The sequence below is a fragment of the Variovorax nivicola genome (assembly GCF_051216475.1).
Lineage (GTDB): Bacteria > Pseudomonadota > Gammaproteobacteria > Burkholderiales > Burkholderiaceae_C > Variovorax.
Map to the genome: position 1 here is coordinate 462,669 of NZ_JBPJZK010000001.1, position 24,837 is coordinate 487,505.

Sequence of the window (24,837 nt, forward strand, 5' to 3'; positions counted from 1 at the left end):
GATGGGCATCGTCAACGTCACGCCCGATTCGTTCTCTGACGGCGGTGCTCATGCCTCCACCAAGACGGCGCTGCAGCACTGCGAGCAGTTGCTGAAAGAGGGCGCCGACATCCTCGACATCGGCGGCGAATCGACCCGCCCCGGCAGCCCCGCGGTGCCGCTCGACGCCGAGCTGGCGCGCGTGCTGCCCGTGGTGCGCGAGGCGGTGAAGCTCAACGTGCCGATCTCCATCGACACTTACAAGCCAGAAGTCATGCGCGCCGTGCTCGACCTGGGTGCTGACATCGTCAACGACATTTGGGCGCTGCGCCAGCCGGGCGCACGTGAGGCCGTTGCGGCGCATTCTTCGTGCGGCGTTTGCCTGATGCACATGCATCGCTATCCGCAGACCATGCAGGCCGTCCCCATGGCGGGCGATGTGGTCCCCGAGGTGCTGTCTTTCCTCACGGCGCAGGTGCAACTTCTGCGCGCGCTGGGGGTCGACCATTCGCGCATCACGCTCGACCCCGGCGTGGGCTTCGGCAAGACGGTGGCGCAGAATTTCGCCTTGCTGGCACGCCAGCGCGAGTTGCTTGTCGGCGGCTATCCGCTGCTGCTGGGCTGGTCGCGCAAGTCGTCGATCGGCGCGGTTACAGGCATCGAGGCGGCGGGCGAGCGCATCATGCCCAGCGTCGCTGCTGCTGTGCTGGCGGTGGATCGGGGCGCGGCTGTGGTGCGCGTGCACGACGTGCGCGACACGGTTGCGGCGCTCGCGGTATGGCGCGCCATGAAGGCGCAAGAGTCACAACAACAAACACAAGGGCAGACATCAACACCATGACTCGCAAATATTTCGGCACCGACGGCATCCGCGGCACTGTGGGCCAGGCGCCCATCACGCCCGACTTCGTACTGCGCCTCGCGCATGCCGTGGGTCGCGTGCTCAAGAAGACTCAATCTCGCCCCACGGTGCTGATCGGCAAGGACACGCGCATCTCGGGCTACATGCTCGAATCGGCGCTCGAATCGGGCTTCAACTCGGCCGGTGTCGACGTGGTGTTGCTCGGCCCGCTGCCCACGCCCGGCGTGGCCTACCTCACGCGCGCCCAGCGCGCGAGCCTCGGCGTGGTGATCAGTGCGAGTCACAACGCCTACCCTGACAACGGCATCAAGTTCTTCAGCGCACAGGGCACCAAGCTCGACGACGCCTGGGAACTGGCCGTCGAAGCCGTACTGGAAGAAGCGCCGGTGTGGGTGGACTCCGCCAATCTCGGCAAGGCGCGCCGCCTCAACGACGCGCCGGGCCGCTACATCGAGTTCTGCAAGAGCACCTTCGCCAACGACTTGACGCTGCGCGACATGAAGCTGGTGATCGACGCGGCGCACGGCGCGGCCTACCAGGTGGCGCCGAATGTGTTCCACGAGCTGGGCGCGGAAGTGACCAGCATCGGCGTTTCGCCCGACGGGCTCAATATCAACAAGGGCTTCGGCGCCACACATCCCGAGGCGTTGGTGGCCGCGGTGACGGCGCAGAGAGCGGACTACGGCATTGCCCTCGATGGCGACGCCGACCGCCTGCAGCTGGTCGATGCCAGCGGGCGGCTGTTCAACGGCGACGAACTGCTCTACCTCATGGTGGCCGAACGCATCGCGCGCGGGGAGAAGCCGGTGGGCGTGGTTGGCACGCTCATGACCAACAAGGCCGTCGAAGTCGCGCTGCGTGGGCATGGCATCGAGTTCGTGCGCGCCAAGGTCGGTGACCGCTACGTGCTCGAAGAGCTCGACAAGCGCGGTTGGCTGCTGGGTGGCGAGGGCTCCGGCCATCTGCTGGCACTCGACCGCCACACCACTGGCGACGGCATCGTGAGTGCACTGCAGGTGCTGCAGGCCTGCGTGCGCAGCGGCAAGACCGTGGCGCAGTTGCTCGAAGGCGTCACGCTGTTCCCGCAGACGCTGATCAACGTGCGCCTCGCGCCCGACCAGGACTGGAAAGACAACAAGGAACTCGCAAGCGAAACGAAGCGCATCGAGGCCGAACTTGGCGACAGCGGCCGCGTGCTGATCCGTGCGAGCGGCACCGAGCCGCTGGTGCGTGTGATGGTCGAGGCGCGCGATGCGAAGCAGTCCGAGTCGTGCGCCAGGCGCCTCGCCGCCACGCTGGAGCCGGCGAAATGAGCATCGAAACCTTCGTGGTGGACTACCGCGACGCCGTGCAGGCTGCCGCTCTGGTAGAGCTTCTCAACGCCTATGCCAGCGACCCGGCTGGCGGTGGAACGCCGCTCGATGCCGATGTGCGCAAGAGCCTGCCCGCGGCACTGGCGGCGCGCCCCCAGGCCTTCAGCGTGCTGGCCTACGACGGCGGGCAGCCCGTGGGCCTGGTCAACTGCATCGAGGGCTTCTCGACCTTCGCCTGCAAGCCGCTGGTGAACGTGCACGACGTGGTCGTGCTGCCCAGCCACCGTGGACAGCGCGTAGCGCAGAAGATGTTCGCGCAGGTGGAGCAGGAGGCGCGCAGGCGCGGTGCCTGCAAGCTCACGCTTGAAGTTCTGTCGGGCAACGCGCCCGCGATGCGTGCCTACGAGCGCGAAGGGTTCATGAGCTACCAGCTCGACCCTGCGTTCGGGAGCGCTGTCTTCCTGCAGAAGAAGCTCTGAAAAAGAAAAGGGCCGGGGCGCATTGATCGCCGTCGGCCCTCACCCCAACCCTCTCCCCAAGGGGAGAGGGGGCAAGACAGATCAGAAACGCGTTACCGGCATCTCGGCATCAGCCTTGTTCGGCGCGTACTTGCCCAGCTCCCACTTGGCGATCGCGTTGCGGTGCACTTCGTCCGGACCGTCTGCAAAGCGCAGCGTGCGCGCGCCGGCATAGGCGGCCGCCAGTGGGAAGTCGTCGCACATGCCGCCGCCACCGTGGACCTGCATGGCCCAGTCGATCACCTGGCAGGCCATCGACGGTGCGACGACCTTGATCATCGCGATCTCGTTCTTGGCGACCTTGTTGCCGGCCACGTCCATCAGCCATGCGGCCTTGAGCGTGAGCAGGCGCGCCATGTCGATCTTGCAGCGGGCTTCGGCGATGCGTTCCTGTGTCACGGTCTGCGAGGCCACGGTCTTGCCGAAGGCCACGCGCGACGAGGCACGCTTGCACATCAGCTCGAGCGCGCGCTCGGCCAGGCCGATCAGGCGCATGCAATGGTGGATACGTCCCGGGCCAAGGCGGCCTTGCGCAATCTCGAAGCCGCGGCCTTCGCCCAGCAGCATGTTGCCGGCCGGCACGCGCACGTTCTCGAAGTACATCTCGACGTGGCCATGCGGCGCGTCGTCGTAGCCCATCACGTTCAGCGGGCGCACGATGCGGATGCCCTTGGCGTCGGCCGGCACCACGATCATGCTTTGCTGCGAGTGGCGGGGCGCATCGGGGTCGCTCTTGCCCATGGTGATGAAGACCGCACAGCGCGGATCGGCCGCGCCGGAAATCCACCACTTGTGGCCGTTGATCACGTACTCGTCGCCCTGGCGTTCGATGCGCGTGGAGATGTTGGTGGCGTCGCTCGATGCCACTTCGGGCTCGGTCATCGCGAAGGCAGAGCGGATCTGGCCTTCGAGCAGCGGCTTGAGCCAGCGTGCCTTGATCTCGTCCGAGCCGTAGCGCGCGATGGTCTCCATGTTGCCGGTGTCGGGCGCCGAGCAGTTGAAGGCTTCGCTCGCCCATGGCACCGCGCCCATGATCTCGGCCAGCGGGGCGTATTCCTGGTTGGTCAGGCCCGCGCCGTCATAGCCCGAGGCGGCGGCGCTGTCGACCGGCAGGAACAGGTTCCACAGGCCCTGGGCCTTGGCCTTGTCCTTGAGCTTCTCGACCGTCTTGAGGGCCGACCAGCGCTTGCCGGCGACCGTGTTGGCGGCCAGTTCGGCGTGGTACTCGGCTTCGGCCGGATAGATGTGGTCGTCCATGAACGCCTGGACGCGTTTCTGCAGGTCTTTGGTCTTGGCCGAGTATTCGAAATCCATCTTCGTCTCCTGGTGGGTGTGGGGCGGCTTATGCCTTTTGGGCAAACTGCCAGGCCATTTCGGCCATGGGGCGTGCGCCGCGGGCCGAGGCCACGGCTTGTTCGCTCGACGCGGTGCCGGCCTCGACCCGCTTGGCAATGCCTTGCAGGATCGCGGCCATGCGAAACAGGTTGTAGGCCTGGTAGAAGTTCCAGTCGGGCGCCAGTGCTTCGGGCGTGCTGATGCGGGTGCGTTCGCAATAGCGGCGGATGTATTCGCTCTCGGTGGGAATGCCCAGCGAGACGAGGTCTACACCACCGATGCCGCGCCCCGTGCTGGGGGGCATGTGCCAGGACATGCAGTGGTAGCTGAAGTCGGCCAGCGGATGGCCCAGCGTGGAGAGTTCCCAGTCGAGCACCGCGATGATGCGCGGCTCGGTGGCGTGGAACATCACGTTGTCGAGGCGGTAGTCGCCGTGGACGATCGACACCTTGCTTTCGTCGCGCGCGCTCGCCGGCATGTGGGCGGGCAGCCAGTCGATCAGCCGCTCCATGGCCTCGATGGGCTGCGAGAGCTCGCCGGCGCCATCGGCCGAGGCCTTGTATTGCTTGCTCCAGCGGCCGATCTGGCGCTCGAAGTAGTTGCCGGGCTTGCCGTAGTCGGCCAGGCCGCGGGCGGCGAAGTCGACCGTGTGCAGCGCCGCGATCACGCGGTTCATCTCGTCGTAGTAGGCCGCGCGCTCGGCGTTGCTGAAGCCCGGCAGCGACTGGTCCCACAGCACGCGGCCCTGCATGAACTCCATCACGTAGAAGGCACGGCCGATGATGGCTTCGTCTTCGCACAGGCAGTACATGCGCGGCACGGGCACGTCGGTGCCGGCCAGGCCGCTCATGACCTTGAACTCGCGCTCCACCGCATGGGCCGAGGGCAGCAACTTGGCGACCGGGCCCGGCTTGGCGCGCATCACATAGCTCTGCGAGGGCGTGATGAGCTTGTAGGTCGGGTTCGACTGGCCGCCCTTGAACATCTCGACCGTCAGCGGGCCCTTGAAGCCGTCGAGGTTCTTTTCGAGCCAGGCCGCGAGCGCATCGACATCGAAAGCGTGCTGTTGCGAGACGGCACGGGTGCCGATGAAGTTGGAGAAGTCCTGGCTCATGTCTGCTTTTGGTTTTTCAGTGCTCTGCTTCGGAGACGCGCATCAAGGCCGCGCGGTCCAGAACCACAAGGCCGCCCGGCTCGATCCGGATGGTGCCCTCGCGCTCCATGGTCTTCAGTTCCTGGTTGACCCGCTGGCGCGACGCGCCCAGCAGCTGCGCCAGTTCTTCCTGCGCCAGCTGCAGGCCGATGCGCATCTGGCTGCCGTCTTCCAGGTTCGGCACGCCATAGCTGCGCACGAGGTGAATCAGCTGCTTGGCCAGCCGTGCCCGCAGGGGCAGGGTGTTGAGGTCTTCCACCAGCCCGAACAGCGTGCGGATGCGGCGCGCCTGCAGCCGCATCAGCGCTTCGTACAGCTCCACGTGCGACGCCAGGATCTTCTGGAAGTCGGCCCGCGCCACGCACAGGATCGTGCTGTCGCCGTGCGAGTAGGTGTCGTGCGTGCGCCGGTCCCCGTCGAACATCGCCACGTCGCCGAACCAGATGCCCGGCTCCACGTAGGTCAGCGTCACCTGCTTGCCCGAGACGGCCGTCGAACTCACGCGCACCGCGCCCTTGGCGCAGGCAATCCAGTGGTCGGGCGGGTCGCCGCGGGCAGCGATCAGGTCGCCGTCCTTGTAGCGTTTGACGAAGGCGCATCGGAGGATGTCGTGCCGTAGCGATGGAGAAAGAGAAGAAAACCAGCGACCACTGTTGATCGCTTCACGTTCTTCGATGGTAAGAATGGGGTCGTCCATTGGTCTGTCCTCTCGGCGACTGAAAAGCTGGGGGGTGTCACGGGAGCGACGCCGTTTGGCGTTACTCGTACTGCGGCGGCTTCTTCTCGAGGAACGCGGCGATGCCGATGCCCGCGTTCGCGTGGTGCAGATTGCGCACGAAGTGGTCGCGCTCCTGCGAGAGCTGCGAAGCCAGCGTGGCGCCCCGTGCCTCGCCGAGCAGCTCCTTGATGCTGGCCAGCGAATTCGGCGCGCGCGCGTTGAGCCGGGCGGCCAGGGCCAGAGCGCCCGCGAGCGCTTGACCGTTTTCGGTGAGTTCGTTGACCAGGCCCAGCGCATGCAGGCGCGGCGCGCCGATGCGTTCGCCGTTCATCAGCCATTCGCTCGCCAGCTGGCGCGGCAACTGCTGCCCCAGGTGCCAGCTCAGGCCACCGTCGGGCGACAGCGCCACGTTGCTGTACGAGGCCGCGAACACCGCATCGCGCGCCGCCACCACGAAGTCGCAGGCCAGCGCGAGCGAGAAGCCGGCGCCAGCGGCAGCGCCTTCGACGGCCGCGATGATCGGCTTGGGAAAGGTGCGGATCGAATCGATCCAGTTGTGCAGGCCCTCGATGCTCTCGGCCTGCACCGAGCGGTCGAGCTGCCGGTTGGCCAGCAGCCGCTGCAGCGAGCCGCCGGCGCAGAACCATGCGCCTTCGCCCACGATGACGACGCTGCGGATCTCCGCGCTGTTCTCGGCGCCGTTAAGCGCCTCGATGCCCGCGGCGTAGATCTCGGGGCCCAGTGCATTGCGCTGGGTGGGGTTGGCGATCGTCAGCACCATGGTGCTGCCTTCGCTCGTGCTCTTGAGTTCAGCGGTCATGGCTTGTTTTTATTCTTCTTCGTGCAGCAGGCTCAGGCCCAGCGCGCCGCGGCGGCGCAGCCACGGGCTCGGGCGATAGCGCGGATCGCCATAGACCGTCTGCAGGTTGAACAGCACTTCGAGCATGTTGGTCGGCCCGTAGAGATTGCCCATGGCGAGCGGGCCTCGCGGATAGCCAAGGCCCAGCTGCACTGCGGTTTCGAGATCGGCCGGCGTGCACACGCGCTGCTGGCACATGTCGGTGGCGATGTTGACGATGGTGCCGATCACGCGCTGCGTGACGAAGCCTCCGCTGTCGCGGATCACGCTCACGGCCTTGCCGTCGCGCGCGAAAAGGGCGTGCGCGGCGTCGCGGCTGTCGCGGCGCGTGGCGGGGTTGGTGGCGAGCACGCGGCGCTTGGTGGCGGCGTCGTCGATCAGCATGTCGATGCCGACGGTGCGTGTGGCGTCCAGGCGTTCGACCGCGGCGACCGTGGTCACGTCGAAGCCCAGCGGTGCGACCAGGATCAGCGAATGCGGCGCGGCCGTGGCGCCGCTGTCGATCTGTGCACCCAACGTGTTCACGAGGCGCAGCAGCTCGGCGCGGCGTGCTGCGCGCGGCGACACCCAGACCGAGGGCGTGCCCTCGACCACCGGCGGCGGCGCTTCGGGCGTCTGCTGCATCACGCCGTCGTTGTAGCGGTAGAAGCCCTCGTTGGTCTTGCGGCCCAAGGCACCGGCGGCCAGGCGCTGCGCGGTGATCACGCTTGGGCGGAAGCGCGGCTCCTCGAAGTACTGGTGGTAGATCGACTCCATCACCGGGTGCGACACGTCGAGCGCCGTCAGGTCCAGCAGCTCGAACGGGCCGAGGCGAAAGCCCGCCTGGTCCTTGAGGATGCGGTCAACGGTCACGAAGTCGGTCACGCCTTCACCGACGATGCGCAGCGCCTCGGTGCCGTAGCCCCGGCCCGCGTGGTTGACGATGAAGCCGGGCGTGTCCTGCGCCTGCACGGCGCTGTGGCCCATCTGCACTGCATAGTCGGCCAGTTGCTTGCAGACTTCGGGCGCGGTCTTGAAGCCCGCGACAACCTCGACCACCTTCATCAGCGGCACGGGGTTGAAGAAGTGGAAGCCTGCGATGCGCTCGGGGCGCTTGAGCCCGGCCGCGATGGCCGTCACCGAGAGCGAAGAAGTATTGGTGACCAGCGTCGCGGTCTCGGCCACCACGCCTTCGAGTTCGCGGAACAGCTTGCGCTTGATTTCCAGGTCTTCGACGATGGCCTCGATCACCAGGTCGCAGCCGGCCAGCGCCTGGATCGAATCGACGGCCTTGACGCGGGCGATCTGGGCATCGCGCGTGGCGGCGTCGATCTTGTTCTTCTCGTGTAGCTTGTTCCATTGGGCGACGAGGGCTTCGCGGCCACGTTCGGCTGCGCCCGCGAAGCTGTCGAGTAGCAGCACTTCGCTGCCCGCCTGGGCGGCGATCTGCGCGATGCCGCGACCCATGGCGCCGGCGCCGATGACGCCGATTCGGGAGTAGTTCACTGTCATTTGCTGGAGATTTTCACTGGTTGGGTGGTATCCGGGCCTGCCGTGCAGGCGCCAATGTAGGTGTCGACGCAGATGCTGCTGTCGAAGGCCCTGATTTTGCAGTCCCGCGCGGATGGGGCGTGACGGGTTTTACGCGGAGGCGTTTTCAGGGCACGCGGCGGCTGCGGTCGATGGCCACGCTCAACGAGATGGCGATCAGCACCAGGCCCAGACCGGTCCAGCTCATCCAGGCGCCCGCGTCGTTGGCGAGCAGCCAGCCGCCGAGCGCGGCGCCCACGGCCTGGCCGGTATAGATGCCGGAGCTGTTGAGCGCCACCGAGCCCGGCGCGAGCGCGGGCGCCAGGCCCACCAGCCGGGCCTGCTGGGCCGAATTGGTGGCGAAGCAACCCAGGCCCCAGGGAACGAGCACCACGGCCAGCCAGGCGAGCGTGGAGGCCAGCGGCCACACCAGCAGGCTCGAAGCGATCAGCACGGTCGTGATCAGCACCATGCGGCCGGCACCCACGCGGTCGATGTACCGGCTGACCACCATGTTGCCGACTAGCCCACAGACGCCGAACAGCGCCCACATCACGCTCAGCGTGGTGGCATCGGCGCCGAAGCTCTGCTTGAGGATCGGCCCGAAATAGCTGAACAGCACGAACTGGCCGGCGCCCTGCAGCGCCGTGACCGACACGATGCCCATCAGCACCGGGCTGCGCAGCACGCGCAACCATGCTTCGGCGGTCAGTGCAGCGGGACGGATGCCGCTTGGCAAGGTGAGCCAGATCGATGTCGCGCTCGCGACACTGAGCGCGGCAATCGCCATGAAGGCCATGCGCCAGCCCAGATGCCCGCCGATCAGCGCGCCGATGGGCAGGCCCAGCACCGAGGCCATCGACCAGCCCAGGAAGACGAAGGTGACGGCGCGCCCCCGATGCTCGGGCGGCACCAGCATGCCGGCGCAAGCGGCGGCTTGGGGCGTGAAGATGGCCGGCGCGATCACCGTGAGCATGCGCACCGGCAGCAGGGCGCCGAAGCTCGGCATCAGCGCGCAGAGGACATGGCCGGCGGCGTACCAGAAGAGGGTGATGGCCAGCAACTGCCGGCGGTCCCAGCCCGCGACCGCGGCGGCCAGCAGCGGAGCGCCGATGCACATCACCGCCGCGGCGGCCGTGATCAGCTGCCCTGCGGTGGCGACCGTGACCGAGAGCGATGCGCTGATCTCGTTGAGCGTGCCGGGCACCACCATCACGCCCGTGCCGATCACGAAATTGCCGACGAGCAGCGCCCAGAGCGCACCCTGTGGCGCCGGCCGGCTCACCGGCGGACCTGCAGCGCGCCGGGATTCACGATGTTCGTGGGGTTGCCGTTGATGTAGCTCACGACGTTGTCGAAGGCCTGTCCGAAATAGCTCTCGTAGCTTTCCTGCTCGACGTAGCCGATGTGCGGCGTGCAGATGCAGTTTTCGAGGCGCAGCAGCGCGTGGCCTTGCAGCGGCGGCTCGCTCTCGAACACGTCGACGGCGGCCAGCCCGGGACGGCCGCGGTTGAGTGCGGCGAGCAGGGCGTCGGCTTCGACCAGCTCGGCGCGCGAGGTGTTCACGAACAGCGCCGTCGGCTTCATGCGCGAGAGGTCTTCCAGCGTGATGAGGCCGTTTGTCTCTTCGTTGAGCCGCAGGTGCACCGACAGCACATCGGCCGCGGCAAAGAATTCGTGGCGGTTCTGCGCAACCTGAAAGCCGTCGGAGCGGGCCTTGGCGCAACTGGCTTCACGGCCCCAGATCACGACCTGCATTCCGAAGGCTTGCCCGTAGCGCGCGACCAACTGGCCTATGCGGCCATAGCCCCAGATGCACAGAGTCTTGCCCTTGAGCACTGAGCCGAGCCCGAAGTTGGGCGGCATCGAGGCCGACTTGAGCCCAGACTGCTGCCACGCACCGTGCTTGAGGTTGCTGATGTACTGCGGCAGCCGGCGCATCGCAGCCATGATGAGCGCCCAGGTGAGCTCGGCAGGCGCTTGCGGTGAACCCGAACCTTCCGCCACTGCCACGCCGCGCTCGGTACAGGCCGTGACGTCGATGTGCCCGGCGACGCGCCCGGTCTGCGAGATGAGCTTGAGCTTGGGCAGCTTTTCGATCAGCTGGCGCGAGATATGGGTGCGCTCGCGGATCAGCACGATCACGTCGGCGTCCTTGAGGCGAACCGATAGTTGCCCGATGCCCTTCACCGTGTTGGTGTAGACCTTGGCCGCGTACGCGTCCAGCTTGGCGGCGCAGCGCAATTTGCGCACGGCGTCCTGGTAATCGTCGAGGATCACAATGTTCATGGCGTGCCATTGTGCCTCGCAGCATTGGAATGTCGTGCCTGTGAACGTTTGGATACCCACCCCCACAGCCGCTCGCAGGGGTGTTCGGGCTCAATGCAGGCGTGTCGAGCGCGGGGCCGTGGCCATGGTTTCGGCGGTTTCGAGTGCTGCGAGCCGGTCGAGTTCGGCGCAGACGTCGGCCATGCGGCCCGAGATCACGACGCGATTGCTGTGCTGCTGGCCTTTGCCGTCGACCACACGGACCACGCGCAACGGGCGCACCGGTGCCGTGGGCGTTGCAGCGCCGCTGGAGCGGGCGGTGCAGGCGGGGCGCACCGCTACATAGCGCAATCCGGCCGAGGTTTCAGCGGCGTCGAGGCGATCCCTGCGGTGAGGGCGGCGTGCCGGCATCAGGCGGCTGGCCAGCGATTGCAGCGGCATCCAGAAATCAGCGATGGCGAGGAGGGCGATTCCCATGTGAACTCCAAAAAAGTATGAGGTTGAACACAGGCAGGATTTCTTGAATCGGCCGCGACAGGGTGATGGCGACTCTTCGCCATACGCCCGCCACCTGTCGCTGCCGGATGGGGTGCTGTGGAACGCAGGCCTTGGGGCCTACATCAGCATGGTGTTGCGGATGAGCCCGACCGCGAGGCCTTCGATTTCGAAAGGCTCGCCGGGCTGGACGATGATGGTCGGATAGTCGGGGTTCTCGGCGTGCAACTCGATGACCTGTTTGTTGCGCTTCAGGCGCTTGACGGTCACTTCATCGCCCAGGCGCGCGACCACGATCTGGCCGTTGCGCGCTTCCTTGGTCGCCTGCACCGCGAGCAGGTCGCCGTCCATGATGCCGGCGTCGCGCATCGACATGCCGCGCACCTTGAGCAGGTAGTCGGGCTGGCGCTGGAACAGCGTGTTCTCGACGTAATAGGTCTGGTCGACGTGCTCTTGCGCCAGGATGGGCGAGCCGGCTGCGACGCGACCGATGAGCGGCAGCGCCAACTGGGCCATGCCTGGCAGCGAGAGCGAGAACTGGCCGCCCTCGCGGTGGCGCGTTTCGTTGAGCGAGCGCAGGGCGTCGCCCTTGAGGCGGATGCCGCGCGAGGTGCCGCTGACGAGCTCGATGACGCCCTTGCGTGCCAGCGCCTGCAGGTGCTCTTCGGCGGCGTTGGCCGACTTGAACCCGAGCTGGGTGGCGATTTCGGCGCGCGTGGGTGGCGCACCAGTGCGTGCGATGGCGCTCTGGATGAGATCCAGGATCTGCTGCTGGCGGGCTGTAAGCTTCACGGCGAACTGCATATGTGGTTCCTTGCGGCACTGGCTAGATATCCAGTACCTGTATTTTTAACCAGTTTTTAAAAGTTGACAAGCCATGGTCAATTCCTCCTCGCCTGAAGTGCGCCGTCGTGTGGTGGTTTTGGGAACGGGCGGCACCATTGCCGGCCGGGCAGCCAGCAGCGGCGACAACATCGGCTACACCGCCGGGCAGGTGGGCGTGGCCGATCTGCTGGGCGGGATCGAGGTGCCCGAGGGTGTATCGCTGGAAGCAGAGCAGGTGGCGCAAGTCGACAGCAAGGACATGTCGTTCGACATCTGGCAGCAGCTGGCCCGGCGCTGCGCGCATTGGCTGGCGCAGGCCGACGTGGCGGGCGTGGTGATCACGCATGGCACCGACACGCTCGAAGAGACGGCTTTCTTCCTGCACTCAGTGCTGGCTCCGTCCAAGCCCGTGGTGCTCACCTGCGCGATGCGTCCGGCCACCGCACTGGCGCCGGACGGACCACAGAACGTGCGCGACGCCATCAGCGTCGCCGCGACGCAGGGCGCAAGGGGCGTGACCGTTGTGTGCGCCGGCGCAATCCACAGCGGCGTTGACATCCAGAAGGTGCACACATACCGGCTCGACGCCTTCGCTTCAGGCGATGCGGGCCCGGTCGGCTACGTCGAGGAAGGAGAGGTGCGCCGTGTCCGGAATTGGCCCGAGGGATCGGCGTTGCCGGCGTCAAAGCTCTTCGGGGCGACCGCTGTGCAGTGGCCCCGTGTCGAGATCGTCATGAGCCATGCAGGTGCCAGCGGCGCGGTGATCGATGCGTTGCTGCAGTCCGGAGGAGCCGATCCCGTGCATGGACTGGTGCTCGCCGCCACCGGCAACGGCACCCTGCATCATGCGTTGGAAGTGTCAGCGCTCAAGGCGCAGGACGCAGGCGTCGCAGTGGTTCGCGCCACGCGTTGCACGAATGGACGCATCCTGCCGAAAGCCGGGGACCAGTTCCGCGATGCGGGCGCGCTGACGCCCGTGAAGGCGCGCATCGCGCTGATGCTGGAACTGCTGGGGTGAAAACAAAACGCCCCATTGAAGGGGCGGTCTGGGGGGATCAGATCAGGATCAGCTGCTCAATGCAGCCAGCGCACGCTGCGTGATCTCGTCGACCGTGCCCACGCCCTTGATGGCGCGGTACTTCGGCGCGGCGGCCGGATCGGTCTTGGCCCAGGCAGAGTAGTAGTCAACCAGCGGACGCGTCTGCTGGCTGTACACGTCGAGCCGCTTGCGCACGGTTTCTTCCTTGTCGTCTTCGCGTTGGATCAGATCTTCACCGGTCACGTCGTCCTTGCCTTCCACCTTGGGCGGATTGAACTTGACGTGGTAGGTGCGGCCCGAGGCCGGGTGCGAGCGGCGGCCGCTCATGCGTTCGATGATGTCTCCGAAGGGCACGTCGATTTCGAGCACGTAGTCGAGCTTGACGCCAGCCGCCTTCATTGCGTCGGCCTGGGGAATGGTGCGCGGGAAACCGTCGAACAGGAAGCCGGCGCCGCAATCGGGCTGCGCAATGCGTTCCTTCACGAGATTGATGATCAGGTCGTCGCTGACGAGGGCACCCGCGTCCATGACGGCCTTGGCCTGTAGTCCGAGCGGCGTGCCGGCCTTGACGGCGGCGCGCAGCATGTCGCCGGTCGAAATCTGGGGAATGCTGTATTTCTGGCAAATGAAGGCCGCTTGCGTGCCTTTGCCCGCCCCGGGCGCGCCCAGCAAAATTAGTCTCATGGTGTCCTCGGACGGTTCTTAGATTTTGTGTCGCGCCGAGCGTCGGCCCGAGGGCTGGGCAAGGCGGAGTTGCGTCGAGGATAGCACGCGTGCCCTCGAAGAATTCCCGCCGTCCGCGCAGGCATGGGAGCACCTCAGGCGGTGGGCGCGGCGGCGAAGACGGCGCGCACACGCGCCAGGTCTTCGGGCGTGTCGATGCCCGGTCCGGGCGCAACATGGCTCACGTGTACCGCGATGCGATGGCCGTGCCACAGCGCGCGCAGCTGTTCGAGCGCTTCGGTCGCCTCGACGGGAGCCGGCGGCAGCGACGGAAACTGCCGCACGAAACCCGCGCGATAGCCGTAGATGCCGATGTGGCGCAGCGGGGCAGGGGTGGGCAACACCGCAGGCGCGGCGCCGTTGGCGGAGCCGTCGCGCCACCACGGGATCGGTGCGCGACTGAAGTACATGGCGTTGCCCTGTGCATCGAGCACGGCCTTCACCACGTTGGGGTTCATGAAGTCGCCGACAGAGTCGATTTCGTGGGCCGCCGTGCTCATTGCGGCCTCTGCGTGGGTGGCCAGCGTGGATGCCACGGCGTCGATCAGCGCGGGGTCGATCAGCGGCTCGTCGCCTTGAACGTTGACGACGATGTCGTCGCCGTCCAGGCCCAGCAGTTCGCAGGCTTCGGCCAGCCGGTCGGTGCCGCTGGGATGGTCCTGACGAGTGAGGATAGCCTCGACGCCATGCGCCTGACATGCCGCAATGATGGACGGATCGTCGCCGGCGACCACCACGCGAGCCGCGCCAGATTCGCTGGCACGCTGCGCTACCCGCACCACCATGGGCACGCCGGCGATGTCGGCCAGCGGTTTGTTGGGAAGCCGTGTCGACGCCAGGCGCGCCGGCACCAGAACGGTGAAGCTCACAGTCCGAGCTCTTCGTCGGAGAGCGTGCGTGCTTCGGTCTCGAGCAGCACTGGAATGCCGTCACGCACCGGATAAGCGAGGCGCGCGCTGCGCGAGCAGAGCTCCTGCTTCTCGGGGTTCCAGGTCAGCGGACCCTTCGTGACGGGGCAGACGAGCAGTTCAAGCAGCTTGATATCCATCGAGCGATGATAGCTTTGCGTCGAGCGCGGCGAAGAATTCCGCGGAGGGCGCGAACTCCAGCGGCACGGCCAGCGCATCGGGCGCCTTGCGCCATAGTTTGACCGCGTCTTTTTCGGTGCAGACGAGGGGGTGCGCAGTGTCCGCGGGACGCTGCCAATCTTCGAAATCGAAGTGATCGGGCAGTGCGATGGTGTCGGCGAGCGTCAGGCCGCGCGCGCGGAGCATGTCGAAGAAGGCCTCGGGCCGCGCGATGGCCGCCAGTGCGGTCACGGGCTGGCCCGCAAGGGCGGCCAATGGCACACGCTTCCCGTCACTGCCCAACGTATCGTGCGCGAGAGCCCGGGTGGCCGTATAGCCCCCGGCAAAGGCCGGCCGTGCCCCGCTGTGCAGCAGCAGATCGCAGCGGCGCGGCCAGGCCTCGCGCAACGGGCCCGCGGGTAGTCGCCAGCCATTGCCGATGCCCCGGTCGTCGAATACGCAGATCTCGATGTCGCGCGCGAGCGCCAGATGCTGCAGGCCATCGTCGCTGACGATGACCTGGGTGGCAGGATGCCGCTCGAGCAGTGCCCGCGCAGCATCGATGCGCTGGCGTGCCACGAACACCGGCGCCTTCGTGGCATGGTGAATCAACGCAGGCTCGTCGCCGACATCCTGCGGATCGCTGTCGCCGAGCACTTCGCGGCAGTCATCGGTGCGGCGGCCGTAGCCGCGCGACACCACGCCGACCTGCAACCCCTGTGCTTGCAGATGCCGGACAACGGCCATCACGACCGGTGTCTTCCCGGCCCCGCCCGCAATCACGTTGCCAACCACGATCACCGGAACGCGCACACGTTCGGTCCGCAGCCATCCCAGGCGATACAGCCAGCCACGCACGGCGAAAAGCGCGGCGTAGAGGAGCGACAGCGGCCATAGCAGGCAAGCCAAGAGGCCGCGATGCAGCCAGGCGTTCTGCAGTCGCGAGGCCGACGGCGAACCCGTGTTGCTGCTGCCGTCAGAAGGCACTCAGTGCCCGGCTTGTGCCGTCGACTGGGCGGCGAAGGTGATCTGCATCAGGCCGGCGCGGCGCGCGGCCTCCATCACCGTCACCACGGCCTGGTGCGGGCTGGTTGCGTCGGCGCTGATGATCACCACGCTGTCCTTGCCGCCGGTGGCCGCAGCGGCGAGGGCGGCTGTCACGGTCTCCACGCTGCGGTCGGCCACCGGGTTCTTGTTGATCGAGTAGCGGCCGTCGGCCGACACCGCCACGATCACTTCCTTCGGGTAGTCGCGCTGCGCGTCGACGTCCGCCGTTGGCAGCCGCAGCTGCATCTCGGTGAACTTGCTGTAGGTGGTCGACAGCATCAGGAAGATCAGGATCACCAGCAGCACGTCGATGAACGGGATCAGGTTGATCTCCGGCTCGTCGCGCGCGCCGTGGCGGAACTGCATGCGGGCGCGGGTCATTTGCGCAGGGCGTTCAGGTGGCGGGCGAAGCGCTCGCCCGAGAGTTCGAGGTTCAGCAGGTACTCGTCGACCCGGCTGCGGAAATAGCGCCAGAAGATCAGCGTCGGAATGGCGACGATCAGGCCGAAGGCCGTGTTGTAGAGCGCGATCGAGATGCCGTGCGCCAGCTGCGCCGGGTTGCCAGAGCCGACGGCTCCGCTGCCCGGCGACTGCGAGCCGAAGATCTCGATCATGCCGATCACCGTGCCCAGCAGCCCCAGCAGCGGGGCGGCCGAGGCGATGGTGGCCAGCGCCGGCAGGTAGCGCTCCAGCTTGTGCGCCACGGTGCGGCCGGAGGCCTCCATGGCGGCGCGCAGGTCGTCTTCGGTGCAGCGCGGATTGGCGTTCAGCGCGCGCAGGCCCGCAGCCAGCACCTGGCCGAGCATCGAGTTGCGTTCAAGTTTGGTCACGATGTCCGGCCCGGGAATGGCGCCGTGCGACACGGTGATGGTTTCGTCGAGCAGCTTCGGCGGCAGTACCCTCACGGTCTTGAGACTCGTGAAACGTTCTATAACCAGCGCGAGCGCAATGACTGAACAAGCGAGCAAGGGCCAGATTGGCCAACCCGCGGCAACTATGATGGAAAACAAGAAAATCCTCCGGCCCGTAGACTGCAAATGCGCGGCGATTATCCACTGAGCCCACCATCGGCACGCGCCTTGTTTTTGTGTCGGCAAGGACGCACAGATTCTGTGGATAACTTTGTGATTAACCTGCTGCGCAACTCATCCGGACCCGCATGGGGCGGCCTTTCCGCTAGATCGACTGAATTTTGAGCAGCACTTTTTTCAATGAAATCAATGGCTTGCACGAGAAACCGTGCGCCTGCCTCGCACGGGGGTCTGAAGACGGGGGCCGTGCTGCCCGTTGTGGAAGAGTGGCATTTGGCCGAGCGTGCATTTTGTGAACTTGCGTGAATCGAATTCCGCGCCTGGGCCGCGTGTCTGGGCAGTCGGCGCGTTGTGCCACGCGGTGGCCGACGCGCTCGATGCGCGCTTCAATCCGGTGACCGTGCGCGGCGAGATCTCCGGCTTTTCGCGGGCGTCAAGTGGGCATTGTTACTTCGCGCTCAAGGACGAGTCCGGCCAGCTTCGCTGCGCGATGTTCCGCCGGGCTGCTGGTTTGCTCGACTTTTCGCCCCGCGATGGCGATCAGGTCGAGGTGCGCGGGCGTCTTGCGGTGTACGAGCCACGCGGCGATCTGCAACTGGTTGTCGAGAGTTTGCGGCGAGCCGGGCAGGGCGCTTTGTTCGAGCAATTCATGCAACGCAAGGCACGCCTGGAAGTCGAAGGGCTCTTCGATCCGGCGCGCAAGCGGGCGCTGCCGGCCATGCCGCGTGCGGTCGGCGTCGTCACGTCGCTGGGCGCGGCGGCTTTGCACGACGTGGTGACGGCGCTGCGAAGGCGCGTTCCACACATTCCGGTCGTGCTTGCACCAGCGGCAGTGCAAGGAGCCAATGCGCCGGCCGAACTGGTGCGGGCGCTGCAATCGCTCTATGACCTCGCGCCTGCGGTCGACGTGATCCTGCTTGTGCGTGGCGGTGGCTCCATCGAAGACCTCTGGGCCTTCAACGACGAGACCCTGGCGCGCACCATCGTGCAGAGTCCGGTGCCGCTGGTGAGTGGCGTGGGGCATGAAACCGACTTCACCATCGCCGACTTCTGTGCCGACCTGCGTGCGCCCACGCCCACGGCCGCAGCGGAATTGGTGAGCGCGCCGCGCGACATGTGGCTCGGCGCGCTCGATCTGCTTGACGAGCGTCTCGGCGATGCGCTGGGCGGACGCCTTGACGCCCTTGGGCAGCGCGTCGACCAGGCGGCGGGGCGCCTTGGCCGACCCTCGAACCTTGTGACGCGCCAGCAACTGCGCCTGGCGCACCATGTGCAGCGCCTTCGGTATGCGGTGCTGTCGAGACGGGAGCGCCTGTCGCAGGCGCCCCGGTCAATCGCTGCCGACTTTCCACTGAAGCTGGGGCGTGCGCTGGTGCAGCGTCGCGAGCGTCTGGAGCGCGTGGCCTTGCGTATGCGACTGCTCGATCCGGCACTGGTCTTGCAACGCGGCTATGCATGGCTGACCGATACAGACGGTCATGCGATCGTGAGCGCAACGCAACTGGCGCCGGGCGACGCCGTCAAGGCGCGGCTCGCCGATGGCGAAGTCGACCTGACCGTCACGCCGGGCGACGCGACGGGAACGCGTCCGACGCTGCCTCAATAATTACTTCCTAGAATCCCTGATTCCCACAACCAACCCACGAGAAAAAACCATGGAACATGTGCTCCCACCCCTGCCGTACGCCCTCGACGCGCTGGCACCCGAGTATTCGAAGGAAACCCTCGAGTACCACTACGGCAAGCACCATAACGCCTACGTGGTGAACCTCAACAACCTGCAAAAGGGCACCGAGTTCGAGTCGCTGACGCTCGAAGAAATCATCAAGAAGTCCAGCGGCGGCATCTACAACAACGCCGCCCAAATCTGGAACCACACCTTCTTCTGGAACTGCATGAAGCCGCAAGGTGGCGGCGCTCCCACCGGCGCACTGGCCAAGGCCATCGACGCCAAGTGGGGCAGCTACGACGCCTTCAAGGAAGCCTTCGTGAAGTCGGCCGTGGGCAACTTCGGCTCGGGCTGGACCTGGCTGGTGAAGAAGGCCGACGGTTCGGTGGACATCGTGAACACCGGCGCCGCCGGCACGCCGCTGACGACTGCAGACACCGCGCTGCTGACCGTGGACGTCTGGGAACACGCCTACTACATCGACTACCGCAACCTGCGCCCGAAGTTCGTCGAGACCTTCCTGGCCAAGCTGGTGAACTGGGACTTCGTCGCCAAGAACTTCGGCTGAGCCTGGGTTTTCCCATCAAAAAAGCCGACTCAAGGGTCGGCTTTTTTGTAGGCTTCAGGCAGCAAAAGCTCAGCGCTTGGTGGCTGCGAATAGCTCGCCGCCGAGCTTCGCGCCCTTCTTGATGTTCTTCTTTGCGAACCAGCCCTGGTTCATTTCGAGCACGTAGCGCACTGGCTCGAGGGAGCAGTGCGAGTTTTCGGTCATGGGTTGCATGTCGACCAGATTCACGATGCGGCCATCGTCGGCCACGAAAGCGGCGGTCAGCGGAAGGATCGTGTTGCGCATCCAGAAGCACTGCGTGGCAGGCTGCTCGAACACGAAGATCATGCCTTCGGCCTGTGGCATTTCCTTGCGGAACATCAGGCCGATTTCGCGTTGCAGGGGCGTTTGCGCAATCTGCGCATCGATCTTGTACAGGCCAACCGACAACTGCGTGCGCGGCAGGTCGGTCTGGGGTTGCTGCTGGGCGTGCGCCGACATCATGAAGGATGCGGACGCGAGAAGCAGGGCGGCTAGACGCTGAAACATCGGACAACTCTTTCAGGGCGGGGTCAGGGCCCGGCCTAAATCAAAAAAACGCCAATAAAAATGCCCGCTGATGCGGGCATTGCCGGTGAGCGCGAAAGCTTACACCTTCTTGGCAGCGGCCGCGTGGGCCTTGGCCACGTGGCTGACCTTGTGCTTCTTGGCCGCAGCATGCTTCTTGGCAGGCGCGTGCTTGGCGGCCTTCGGAGCGGCTGCGGGAGCAGCGGTGGTGGGTTCGGCTTGTTGAGCGAAAGCACCGGCAGCGAAGAGACCGGCGACCAGGGCTGCGAGCAGCTTGTTCATGAACATATCCTTTGAAATTCGTTGATCTGGATTGCCCTCCCTGCGGAAGGTAGACATTCAACGGAGGCCACTTCCAGCGGTTGACAACGGAACGCTCGCGGCAGGCGAAAAAAAAAGCGCTCCGAAGAGCGCTCTTTTCTGGGGCTGGGCCGACTTACTTGGCGCCTGCCATGTCAGGCGTACCGCCTTGGGTCGACTTGCGCTTCACGCTGCCGTCCTTGTTGCGACGACGCTGGTCGCGGGTGCTTGCACGCTTCTCGCCAGAGGCAGCAGCCTTGTCGGCACCAATGGCGCCGCCTTCGGGCGTCTTGGCTTCGTCGCCAGCGGGAGCCTTGACTTGGCCAGCGGGCTTGGCGGCCTTCTTGGTTTCGGCACGTTGCTGCGACTTGCTGTTGGTGGCGTTACCTTGCTCAGGCGTCGTACCGGCCGGGTTTTGGGCGTAGGCGCCAGCGGCGAACAGGCCAGCGATCATGACTGCGAGAATTTTGCTCATTGATGATTCCTCTATCGAGAATTGGTTGGAAACGCCTCCCGGCGAGCAGAAGGTCAGCCACTAACGAGCCCATTGGCTCGCCGGTTGACAAACGCTTGCTGATGGGTTGCGTCTAAAATGTACAGCGATTTGTTCGCGGGCTGTACAGCGAATCCACCCCGTGTCTGAATTCGCTGACAGTCGTCAAAATTACGTCAATCCCGGAGCCATCCCCCCTCATGACCAGTTATCAGCACATCAAAGTCCCGACCGAAGGTCAGAAGATCACGGTCAACGCAGACAACTCGCTCAATGTGCCTGACCAACCGATCATTCCCTTCATCGAAGGCGACGGGACCGGCCTGGACATCACGCCAGTGATGCTGAAGGTGGTGGATGCAGCGGTGGCCAAGGCCTACGGCGGCAAGAAGAAGATCCACTGGATGGAGGTCTATGCCGGCGAAAAGTCGACCAAGGTCTACGGTCCCGACGTCTGGCTCCCCGAGGAAACCCTGCACGCTGTGCGCGACTACGTTGTCTCCATCAAGGGCCCACTGACCACGCCCGTCGGCGGTGGCATCCGCTCGCTGAACGTCGCGCTGCGCCAGGAACTCGACCTTTACGTCTGCCTGCGCCCCATCCAGTACTTCGAAGGCGTGCCGAGTCCGGTGCGCGAGCCGCACAAGACCAACATGGTGATCTTCCGCGAGAACTCGGAAGACATCTACGCGGGCATCGAGTTCGAAGCTGAGAGCGACAAGGCCAAGAAGCTCATCAAGTTCCTGCAGGACGAGATGGGTGTCAAGAAGATCCGTTTCCCCAACACCTCGGGCATCGGCGTCAAGCCTGTGTCGAGGGAAGGCACCGAGCGCCTCGTGCGCAAGGCATTCCAGTACGCCATCGACAACGACAAGCCCAGCGTCACCTTGGTGCACAAGGGCAACATCATGAAGTTCACCGAAGGCGGCTTCCGTGACTGGGGTTATGGCCTTGCTGCCAAGGAGTTCGGTGCCGAACTGATCGACGGCGGCCCGTGGATGAAGTTCAAGAACCCGAAGACGGGCAAGGAAATCACCGTCAAGGACAGCATTGCCGATGCGTTCCTGCAGCAAATCCTGCTGCGTCCCGCCGAATACAGCGTGATTGCCACGCTCAACCTCAACGGCGACTACGTGTCCGACGCGCTGGCCGCGCAGGTCGGTGGCATCGGCATTGCCCCGGGCGCGAACCTGAGCGACACCGTCGCCATGTTCGAAGCCACCCATGGCACAGCACCCAAGTACGCCGGCAAGGACTACGTGAACCCAGGTTCCGAGATCCTCTCGGCCGAAATGATGCTGCGCCACATGGGCTGGAAAGAGGCTGCCGACCTGATCATCAGCTCGATGGAAAAATCGATTGCCAGCAAGAAGGTCACCTATGACTTCGCCCGCCTGATGGACGGCGCGACGCAGGTGAGCTGCTCGGGCTTCGGCCAGGTGATGATCGACCACATGTAATTGCCGCGCGCTTCGACGTCTTGCGACGTCGTTGCAAATGCAATGAGCCCTTGAACTTCCAGAAGGAATTCAAGGGCTTTTTATTGGCTCTTCGATCGGGTAGCAGCCGCCCCTTTTTGCCTAAAACTCTTCGCAGGCGCGCTCCATCAAAAATACTGTCGCAACCGCCGCAATGCCCTTGAATTGTCGGATACGCGCCACCAAGTTTTTTTCGCCGGCACGGTGCTTGCACGCTCTATAGAATCTTTTTCATGGCAACGAGAATTCCCAAAACTCCCAGCACTCCGCCGGCCCAAAAGCCGGCCGGGGATGACGGAGATTCGGTCGTCCTGGAGCGCCGGCCGCAGAAAACCGCGCCGCCCCAGATGTACCAGGTGGTCATGCTGAACGACGACTACACCCCTATGGAGTTCGTGATCGTCGTGCTGCAGGAATATTTCAGCAAGGACCGAGAAACCGCGACCCAGATCATGTTGAAGATCCACCTCGATGGCCGCGGCGTCTGTGGGGTCTATTCCCGCGACATGGCGGCCACCAAGGTCAATCAGGTCATGGAAGCGGCGCAGCAGGCTGGGCACCCGCTGCAATGTGTCAGTGAGCCAGTTGCGTGAACCTGTTGAATTGCGCAAGCTCCAACCCATCTGAGAACTTATTTACAGCAAGGCAAAAGGAAATCACATGATTGCCCAGGAACTGGAAGTCAGCTTGCACATGGCCTTTGTCGAGGCCCGGCAGCAGCGCCACGAGTTCATCACCGTGGAGCATCTGCTGCTCGCTTTGCTGGACAACCCGAGCGCCGCAGAAGTTCTGCGCGCCTGCTCGGCGAACGTCGACGACCTTCGGGCGTCGCTCACCAACTTCATCAAGGACAACACGCCTCAGGTGGCGGGTACCGATGATGTAGACACCCAGCCGACCCTGGGTTTCCAGCGCGTGATTCAGCGCGCCATCATGCACGTGCAGTCCACCGGCAACGGCAAGAAGGAAGTCACCGGCGCCAACGTGCTGGTCGCGATCTTCGGCGAGAAGGACTCGCACGCCGTGTACTACCTGCACCAGCAGGGCGTCACCCGCCTTGACGTGGTCAATTTCATTGCCCACGGCATCAAGAAGAGCGATCCGCCTGAATCCGTCAAGGGCAGCGGCGAAGCGCCTTCGGGCGAGGGCGAAGACGGTGGCGGCGAGCGCAACGAGAAGGCATCGCCGCTCGAGCAGTTCACGCAAAACCTCAACCAGATGGCCAAGGACGGCAAGATCGATCCGCTGATCGGTCGCGAGTACGAGGTCGAGCGCGTCATCCAGATCCTGTGCCGCCGGCGCAAGAACAACCCGCTGCTGGTCGGTGAGGCTGGCGTGGGCAAGACCGCCATTGCCGAGGGCCTCGCGTGGCGCATCACCCAGGGCGACGTGCCGGAAATTCTGGCCGAGTCGAGCGTGTTCTCGCTCGACATGGGCGCGTTGCTGGCCGGCACCAAGTACCGCGGCGACTTCGAACAGCGCCTGAAGGGCGTGCTCAAGTCGCTCAAGGACAAGCCGAACGCGATTCTGTTCATCGACGAAATCCATACCCTGATCGGTGCGGGCGCAGCCTCGGGCGGCACGCTCGACGCGTCGAACCTGCTCAAGCCGGCGCTCTCGAGCGGCCAGCTCAAGTGCATCGGCGCGACCACCTTCACGGAATACCGCGGCATCTTCGAAAAGGATGCGGCCCTGTCGCGTCGCTTCCAGAAGGTCGACGTGGTCGAGCCGTCGGTGCAGGAAACCGTCGACATCCTGAAGGGCCTGAAGTCGCGCTTCGAGGAACACCATGGCGTGAAGTACGCCGTGGCAGCCCTGCAGGCAGCCGCCGAGCTCAGCGCCAAGTACATCAATGACCGTCACCTGCCCGACAAGGCAATCGACGTCATCGACGAAGCCGGCGCCGCCCAGCGCATCCTGCCGCCGAGCAAGCGCAAGAAGACCATCAGCAAGACGGAAGTCGAGGAAATCGTGGCGAAGATCGCGCGCATTCCCCCGGCCAATGTCAGCAACGACGACCGCAGCAAGCTGCAGACCATCGAGCGCGACCTCAAGAGCGTGGTGTTCGGCCAGGACAAGGCACTCGAAGTGCTCGCCTCCGCGGTCAAGATGGCGCGTTCGGGCCTGGGCAAGGGCGACAAGCCGATCGGCTCGTTCCTGTTCTCCGGCCCCACCGGTGTCGGCAAGACCGAAGCCGCGAAGCAGCTCGCCTACATCATGGGCATCGAGTTGATCCGCTTCGACATGTCGGAGTACATGGAGCGTCACGCGGTGAGCCGCCTGATCGGCGCGCCTCCTGGCTACGTCGGTTTCGACCAGGGTGGTCTGCTGACTGAGGCCGTCACGAAGAAGCCGCACGCGGTGCTGCTGCTCGACGAAATCGAGAAGGCACACCCGGACATCTTCAACGTACTGCTGCAGGTCATGGACCACGGCACGCTGACGGACAACAACGGACGCAAGGCCGACTTCCGCAACGTCATCATCATCATGACGACGAATGCGGGTGCCGAGACCATGAACAAGGCGACCATCGGCTTCACCAACCCGCGCCAGGCGGGCGACGAAATGGGCGACATCAAGCGCCTGTTCTCGCCCGAGTTCCGCAACCGGCTGGACGCCATCGTCAACTTCAAGGCGCTCGATGAAAACATCATCCTGCGCGTGGTCGACAAGTTCCTGCTCCAGCTGGAAACGCAACTCAGCGAGAAGAAGGTGGAGGTCACCTTCAGCGACAAGCTGCGCAAGCACCTGGCGAAGAAGGGCTTCGATCCGTTGATGGGCGCACGCCCGATGCAGCGCCTGATCCAGGACACGATCCGTCGTGCACTGGCCGACGAGCTGCTGTTCGGTCGACTGACCGACGGCGGACGCCTTGAAGTCGACCTCGACGACAAGGACGAAGTGCTGCTCGACATCCAGCCGCTTTCGAAGAAGGAAGGCAAGTCGAAGCCAGAAGCGGAAGAAGCCGCAACCGGTTGAAGAAACCGGGCAGTCCGCGGTCGATGAGGCTGCGGAACCGCCTCCAAAGGCCGGTAGCAT

27 protein-coding genes are annotated in these 24,837 nt (G+C 65.2%); 9 read left to right on the plus strand and 18 right to left on the minus strand.

From position 1 onward, the window contains the following. The first annotated feature begins 1 nt into the window (after position 1). From folP to ACSFBF_RS02170, 3 genes are read left to right on the plus strand one after another with little or no spacing between them, the layout of a single operon-like run. Positions 2–820 (plus strand): dihydropteroate synthase, encoded by an 819-nt coding sequence (folP, locus tag ACSFBF_RS02160; protein WP_435465882.1) that lies wholly within the window; start codon positions 2–4, stop codon positions 818–820. Continuing rightward, positions 817–2,154 (plus strand): phosphoglucosamine mutase, encoded by a 1,338-nt coding sequence (gene glmM, locus ACSFBF_RS02165; protein ID WP_435464710.1) that lies wholly within the window; start codon positions 817–819, stop codon positions 2,152–2,154. Before folP ends, glmM begins: the two co-directional genes overlap by 4 nt. Next, positions 2,151–2,633: a GNAT family N-acetyltransferase gene (locus tag ACSFBF_RS02170; RefSeq protein ID WP_435464711.1), complete on the plus strand. Its 483-nt coding sequence runs from the start codon at positions 2,151–2,153 to the stop codon at positions 2,631–2,633. Before glmM ends, ACSFBF_RS02170 begins: the two co-directional genes overlap by 4 nt. A gap of 81 nt (positions 2,634–2,714) precedes the next feature. Here ACSFBF_RS02170 and ACSFBF_RS02175 read toward each other — a convergent pair whose 3' ends face one another. The 9 genes from ACSFBF_RS02175 to lexA form a co-directional block, all read right to left on the minus strand. After that, positions 2,715–3,986 (minus strand): acyl-CoA dehydrogenase family protein, encoded by a 1,272-nt coding sequence (locus tag ACSFBF_RS02175; RefSeq protein ID WP_435464712.1) that lies wholly within the window; start codon positions 3,984–3,986, stop codon positions 2,715–2,717. A 28-nt stretch (positions 3,987–4,014) separates the two neighbouring features. Continuing rightward, complete coding sequence (locus ACSFBF_RS02180; protein ID WP_435464713.1) at positions 4,015–5,121, minus strand: phosphotransferase; 1,107 nt, start codon at positions 5,119–5,121, stop codon at positions 4,015–4,017. Positions 5,122–5,137: 16 nt separating this feature from the next. Beyond that, positions 5,138–5,857, minus strand: a complete 720-nt coding sequence (locus tag ACSFBF_RS02185) for a Crp/Fnr family transcriptional regulator (RefSeq protein ID WP_093056566.1) — start codon at positions 5,855–5,857, stop codon at positions 5,138–5,140. Between the two features lie 61 nt (positions 5,858–5,918). Further along, entirely contained in the window at positions 5,919–6,698 is a 780-nt protein-coding gene (locus ACSFBF_RS02190; RefSeq protein WP_435464714.1) for an oxepin-CoA hydrolase, alternative type, read from the minus strand. Positions 6,699–6,707: 9 nt separating this feature from the next. Next, the gene (locus ACSFBF_RS02195; protein WP_435464715.1) at positions 6,708–8,228 is read right to left on the minus strand and encodes a 3-hydroxyacyl-CoA dehydrogenase; all 1,521 of its coding nucleotides are present in this window, start codon (positions 8,226–8,228) and stop codon (positions 6,708–6,710) included. 145 nt (positions 8,229–8,373) lie between these two features. After that, positions 8,374–9,531: an MFS transporter gene (locus ACSFBF_RS02200; RefSeq protein ID WP_435464716.1), complete on the minus strand. Its 1,158-nt coding sequence runs from the start codon at positions 9,529–9,531 to the stop codon at positions 8,374–8,376. Further along, on the minus strand, positions 9,528–10,535 hold the full coding sequence (locus ACSFBF_RS02205; RefSeq protein WP_435464717.1) for a D-2-hydroxyacid dehydrogenase family protein: 1,008 nt from the start codon (positions 10,533–10,535) through the stop codon (positions 9,528–9,530). Before ACSFBF_RS02205 ends, ACSFBF_RS02200 begins: the two co-directional genes overlap by 4 nt. A 90-nt stretch (positions 10,536–10,625) precedes the next feature. Beyond that, positions 10,626–10,991 carry a hypothetical protein gene (locus tag ACSFBF_RS02210; protein ID WP_435464718.1) on the minus strand — a complete coding sequence of 122 codons (366 nt, stop codon included), beginning with the start codon at positions 10,989–10,991 and terminating at the stop codon, positions 10,626–10,628. Between the two features lie 138 nt (positions 10,992–11,129). Then, positions 11,130–11,813, minus strand: coding sequence for a transcriptional repressor LexA (lexA, locus tag ACSFBF_RS02215; protein WP_435464719.1), 684 nt, complete (start codon positions 11,811–11,813; stop codon positions 11,130–11,132). Positions 11,814–11,886: 73 nt separating this feature from the next. Here lexA and ACSFBF_RS02220 point away from each other — a divergent pair, with 73 nt between their 5' ends. Next, positions 11,887–12,852, plus strand: coding sequence for an asparaginase (locus ACSFBF_RS02220; RefSeq protein WP_435464720.1), 966 nt, complete (start codon positions 11,887–11,889; stop codon positions 12,850–12,852). Positions 12,853–12,900: 48 nt separating this feature from the next. Here ACSFBF_RS02220 and adk read toward each other — a convergent pair whose 3' ends face one another. The 6 genes from adk to ACSFBF_RS02250 form a co-directional block, all read right to left on the minus strand. Then, positions 12,901–13,557 (minus strand): adenylate kinase, encoded by a 657-nt coding sequence (gene adk / locus ACSFBF_RS02225; RefSeq protein WP_435464721.1) that lies wholly within the window; start codon positions 13,555–13,557, stop codon positions 12,901–12,903. Positions 13,558–13,691: 134 nt separating this feature from the next. Continuing rightward, positions 13,692–14,465 (minus strand): 3-deoxy-manno-octulosonate cytidylyltransferase, encoded by a 774-nt coding sequence (gene kdsB / locus ACSFBF_RS02230; protein WP_435464722.1) that lies wholly within the window; start codon positions 14,463–14,465, stop codon positions 13,692–13,694. Further along, positions 14,462–14,644 carry a Trm112 family protein gene (locus ACSFBF_RS02235; RefSeq protein WP_435464723.1) on the minus strand — a complete coding sequence of 61 codons (183 nt, stop codon included), beginning with the start codon at positions 14,642–14,644 and terminating at the stop codon, positions 14,462–14,464. The genes kdsB and ACSFBF_RS02235 overlap by 4 nt, the downstream gene beginning before the upstream one ends. Next, entirely contained in the window at positions 14,625–15,650 is a 1,026-nt protein-coding gene (gene lpxK / locus ACSFBF_RS02240; protein WP_435464724.1) for a tetraacyldisaccharide 4'-kinase, read from the minus strand. The genes ACSFBF_RS02235 and lpxK overlap by 20 nt, the downstream gene beginning before the upstream one ends. After that, positions 15,651–16,076, minus strand: coding sequence for an ExbD/TolR family protein (locus ACSFBF_RS02245; RefSeq protein ID WP_373423637.1), 426 nt, complete (start codon positions 16,074–16,076; stop codon positions 15,651–15,653). Positions 16,077–16,087: 11 nt separating this feature from the next. After that, a complete protein-coding gene (locus ACSFBF_RS02250) occupies positions 16,088–16,720 on the minus strand; it encodes a MotA/TolQ/ExbB proton channel family protein (protein WP_042674017.1) in 633 nt (210 codons plus the stop codon). 313 nt (positions 16,721–17,033) lie between these two features. Here ACSFBF_RS02250 and xseA point away from each other — a divergent pair, with 313 nt between their 5' ends. Together xseA and ACSFBF_RS02260 are read left to right on the plus strand one after the other, a co-directional pair. After that, positions 17,034–18,347: an exodeoxyribonuclease VII large subunit gene (gene xseA / locus ACSFBF_RS02255; RefSeq protein WP_435464725.1), complete on the plus strand. Its 1,314-nt coding sequence runs from the start codon at positions 17,034–17,036 to the stop codon at positions 18,345–18,347. 49 nt (positions 18,348–18,396) lie between these two features. Next, complete coding sequence (locus ACSFBF_RS02260; RefSeq protein ID WP_426388824.1) at positions 18,397–18,978, plus strand: superoxide dismutase; 582 nt, start codon at positions 18,397–18,399, stop codon at positions 18,976–18,978. 69 nt (positions 18,979–19,047) lie between these two features. Here ACSFBF_RS02260 and ACSFBF_RS02265 read toward each other — a convergent pair whose 3' ends face one another. From ACSFBF_RS02265 to ACSFBF_RS02275, 3 genes are all read right to left on the minus strand, one after another. Next, a complete protein-coding gene (locus ACSFBF_RS02265; RefSeq protein WP_435464726.1) occupies positions 19,048–19,506 on the minus strand; it encodes a DUF192 domain-containing protein in 459 nt (152 codons plus the stop codon). A gap of 99 nt (positions 19,507–19,605) precedes the next feature. After that, on the minus strand, positions 19,606–19,806 hold the full coding sequence (locus ACSFBF_RS02270; RefSeq protein WP_435458128.1) for a hypothetical protein: 201 nt from the start codon (positions 19,804–19,806) through the stop codon (positions 19,606–19,608). Positions 19,807–19,960: 154 nt separating this feature from the next. Further along, positions 19,961–20,299 carry a cell envelope biogenesis protein TolA gene (locus tag ACSFBF_RS02275; RefSeq protein ID WP_435458129.1) on the minus strand — a complete coding sequence of 113 codons (339 nt, stop codon included), beginning with the start codon at positions 20,297–20,299 and terminating at the stop codon, positions 19,961–19,963. A gap of 218 nt (positions 20,300–20,517) precedes the next feature. Here ACSFBF_RS02275 and icd point away from each other — a divergent pair, with 218 nt between their 5' ends. The 3 genes from icd (at position 20,518) to clpA (ending at position 24,777) form a co-directional block, all read left to right on the plus strand. Then, positions 20,518–21,777 (plus strand): NADP-dependent isocitrate dehydrogenase, encoded by a 1,260-nt coding sequence (gene icd, locus ACSFBF_RS02280; protein WP_093073915.1) that lies wholly within the window; start codon positions 20,518–20,520, stop codon positions 21,775–21,777. A gap of 251 nt (positions 21,778–22,028) precedes the next feature. Further along, complete coding sequence (clpS, locus tag ACSFBF_RS02285; protein WP_042674481.1) at positions 22,029–22,388, plus strand: ATP-dependent Clp protease adapter ClpS; 360 nt, start codon at positions 22,029–22,031, stop codon at positions 22,386–22,388. 67 nt (positions 22,389–22,455) lie between these two features. After that, positions 22,456–24,777, plus strand: coding sequence for an ATP-dependent Clp protease ATP-binding subunit ClpA (clpA, locus tag ACSFBF_RS02290; protein ID WP_435464727.1), 2,322 nt, complete (start codon positions 22,456–22,458; stop codon positions 24,775–24,777). Positions 24,778–24,837 lie beyond the last annotated feature (60 nt).

What these genes read in the sequence shown, in the direction of transcription:
- folP (WP_435465882.1), top strand. Translation starts at nt 2, where the DNA reads ATGGGCATCGTCAACGTCACGCCCGATTCGTTCTCTGACGGCGGTGCT.
- glmM (WP_435464710.1), top strand. Translation starts at nt 817, where the DNA reads ATGACTCGCAAATATTTCGGCACCGACGGCATCCGCGGCACTGTGGGC.
- ACSFBF_RS02170 (WP_435464711.1), top strand. Translation starts at nt 2,151, where the DNA reads ATGAGCATCGAAACCTTCGTGGTGGACTACCGCGACGCCGTGCAGGCT.
- ACSFBF_RS02175 (WP_435464712.1), bottom strand. Translation starts at nt 3,986, where the DNA reads ATGGATTTCGAATACTCGGCCAAGACCAAAGACCTGCAGAAACGCGTC.
- ACSFBF_RS02180 (WP_435464713.1), bottom strand. Translation starts at nt 5,121, where the DNA reads ATGAGCCAGGACTTCTCCAACTTCATCGGCACCCGTGCCGTCTCGCAA.
- ACSFBF_RS02185 (WP_093056566.1), bottom strand. Translation starts at nt 5,857, where the DNA reads ATGGACGACCCCATTCTTACCATCGAAGAACGTGAAGCGATCAACAGT.
- ACSFBF_RS02190 (WP_435464714.1), bottom strand. Translation starts at nt 6,698, where the DNA reads ATGACCGCTGAACTCAAGAGCACGAGCGAAGGCAGCACCATGGTGCTG.
- ACSFBF_RS02195 (WP_435464715.1), bottom strand. Translation starts at nt 8,228, where the DNA reads ATGACAGTGAACTACTCCCGAATCGGCGTCATCGGCGCCGGCGCCATG.
- ACSFBF_RS02205 (WP_435464717.1), bottom strand. Translation starts at nt 10,535, where the DNA reads ATGAACATTGTGATCCTCGACGATTACCAGGACGCCGTGCGCAAATTG.
- ACSFBF_RS02210 (WP_435464718.1), bottom strand. Translation starts at nt 10,991, where the DNA reads ATGGGAATCGCCCTCCTCGCCATCGCTGATTTCTGGATGCCGCTGCAA.
- lexA (WP_435464719.1), bottom strand. Translation starts at nt 11,813, where the DNA reads ATGCAGTTCGCCGTGAAGCTTACAGCCCGCCAGCAGCAGATCCTGGAT.
- ACSFBF_RS02220 (WP_435464720.1), top strand. Translation starts at nt 11,887, where the DNA reads ATGGTCAATTCCTCCTCGCCTGAAGTGCGCCGTCGTGTGGTGGTTTTG.
- adk (WP_435464721.1), bottom strand. Translation starts at nt 13,557, where the DNA reads ATGAGACTAATTTTGCTGGGCGCGCCCGGGGCGGGCAAAGGCACGCAA.
- ACSFBF_RS02235 (WP_435464723.1), bottom strand. Translation starts at nt 14,644, where the DNA reads ATGGATATCAAGCTGCTTGAACTGCTCGTCTGCCCCGTCACGAAGGGT.
- ACSFBF_RS02245 (WP_373423637.1), bottom strand. Translation starts at nt 16,076, where the DNA reads ATGCAGTTCCGCCACGGCGCGCGCGACGAGCCGGAGATCAACCTGATC.
- ACSFBF_RS02260 (WP_426388824.1), top strand. Translation starts at nt 18,397, where the DNA reads ATGGAACATGTGCTCCCACCCCTGCCGTACGCCCTCGACGCGCTGGCA.
- ACSFBF_RS02265 (WP_435464726.1), bottom strand. Translation starts at nt 19,506, where the DNA reads ATGTTTCAGCGTCTAGCCGCCCTGCTTCTCGCGTCCGCATCCTTCATG.
- ACSFBF_RS02270 (WP_435458128.1), bottom strand. Translation starts at nt 19,806, where the DNA reads ATGAACAAGCTGCTCGCAGCCCTGGTCGCCGGTCTCTTCGCTGCCGGT.
- ACSFBF_RS02275 (WP_435458129.1), bottom strand. Translation starts at nt 20,299, where the DNA reads ATGAGCAAAATTCTCGCAGTCATGATCGCTGGCCTGTTCGCCGCTGGC.
- icd (WP_093073915.1), top strand. Translation starts at nt 20,518, where the DNA reads ATGACCAGTTATCAGCACATCAAAGTCCCGACCGAAGGTCAGAAGATC.
- clpS (WP_042674481.1), top strand. Translation starts at nt 22,029, where the DNA reads ATGGCAACGAGAATTCCCAAAACTCCCAGCACTCCGCCGGCCCAAAAG.
- clpA (WP_435464727.1), top strand. Translation starts at nt 22,456, where the DNA reads ATGATTGCCCAGGAACTGGAAGTCAGCTTGCACATGGCCTTTGTCGAG.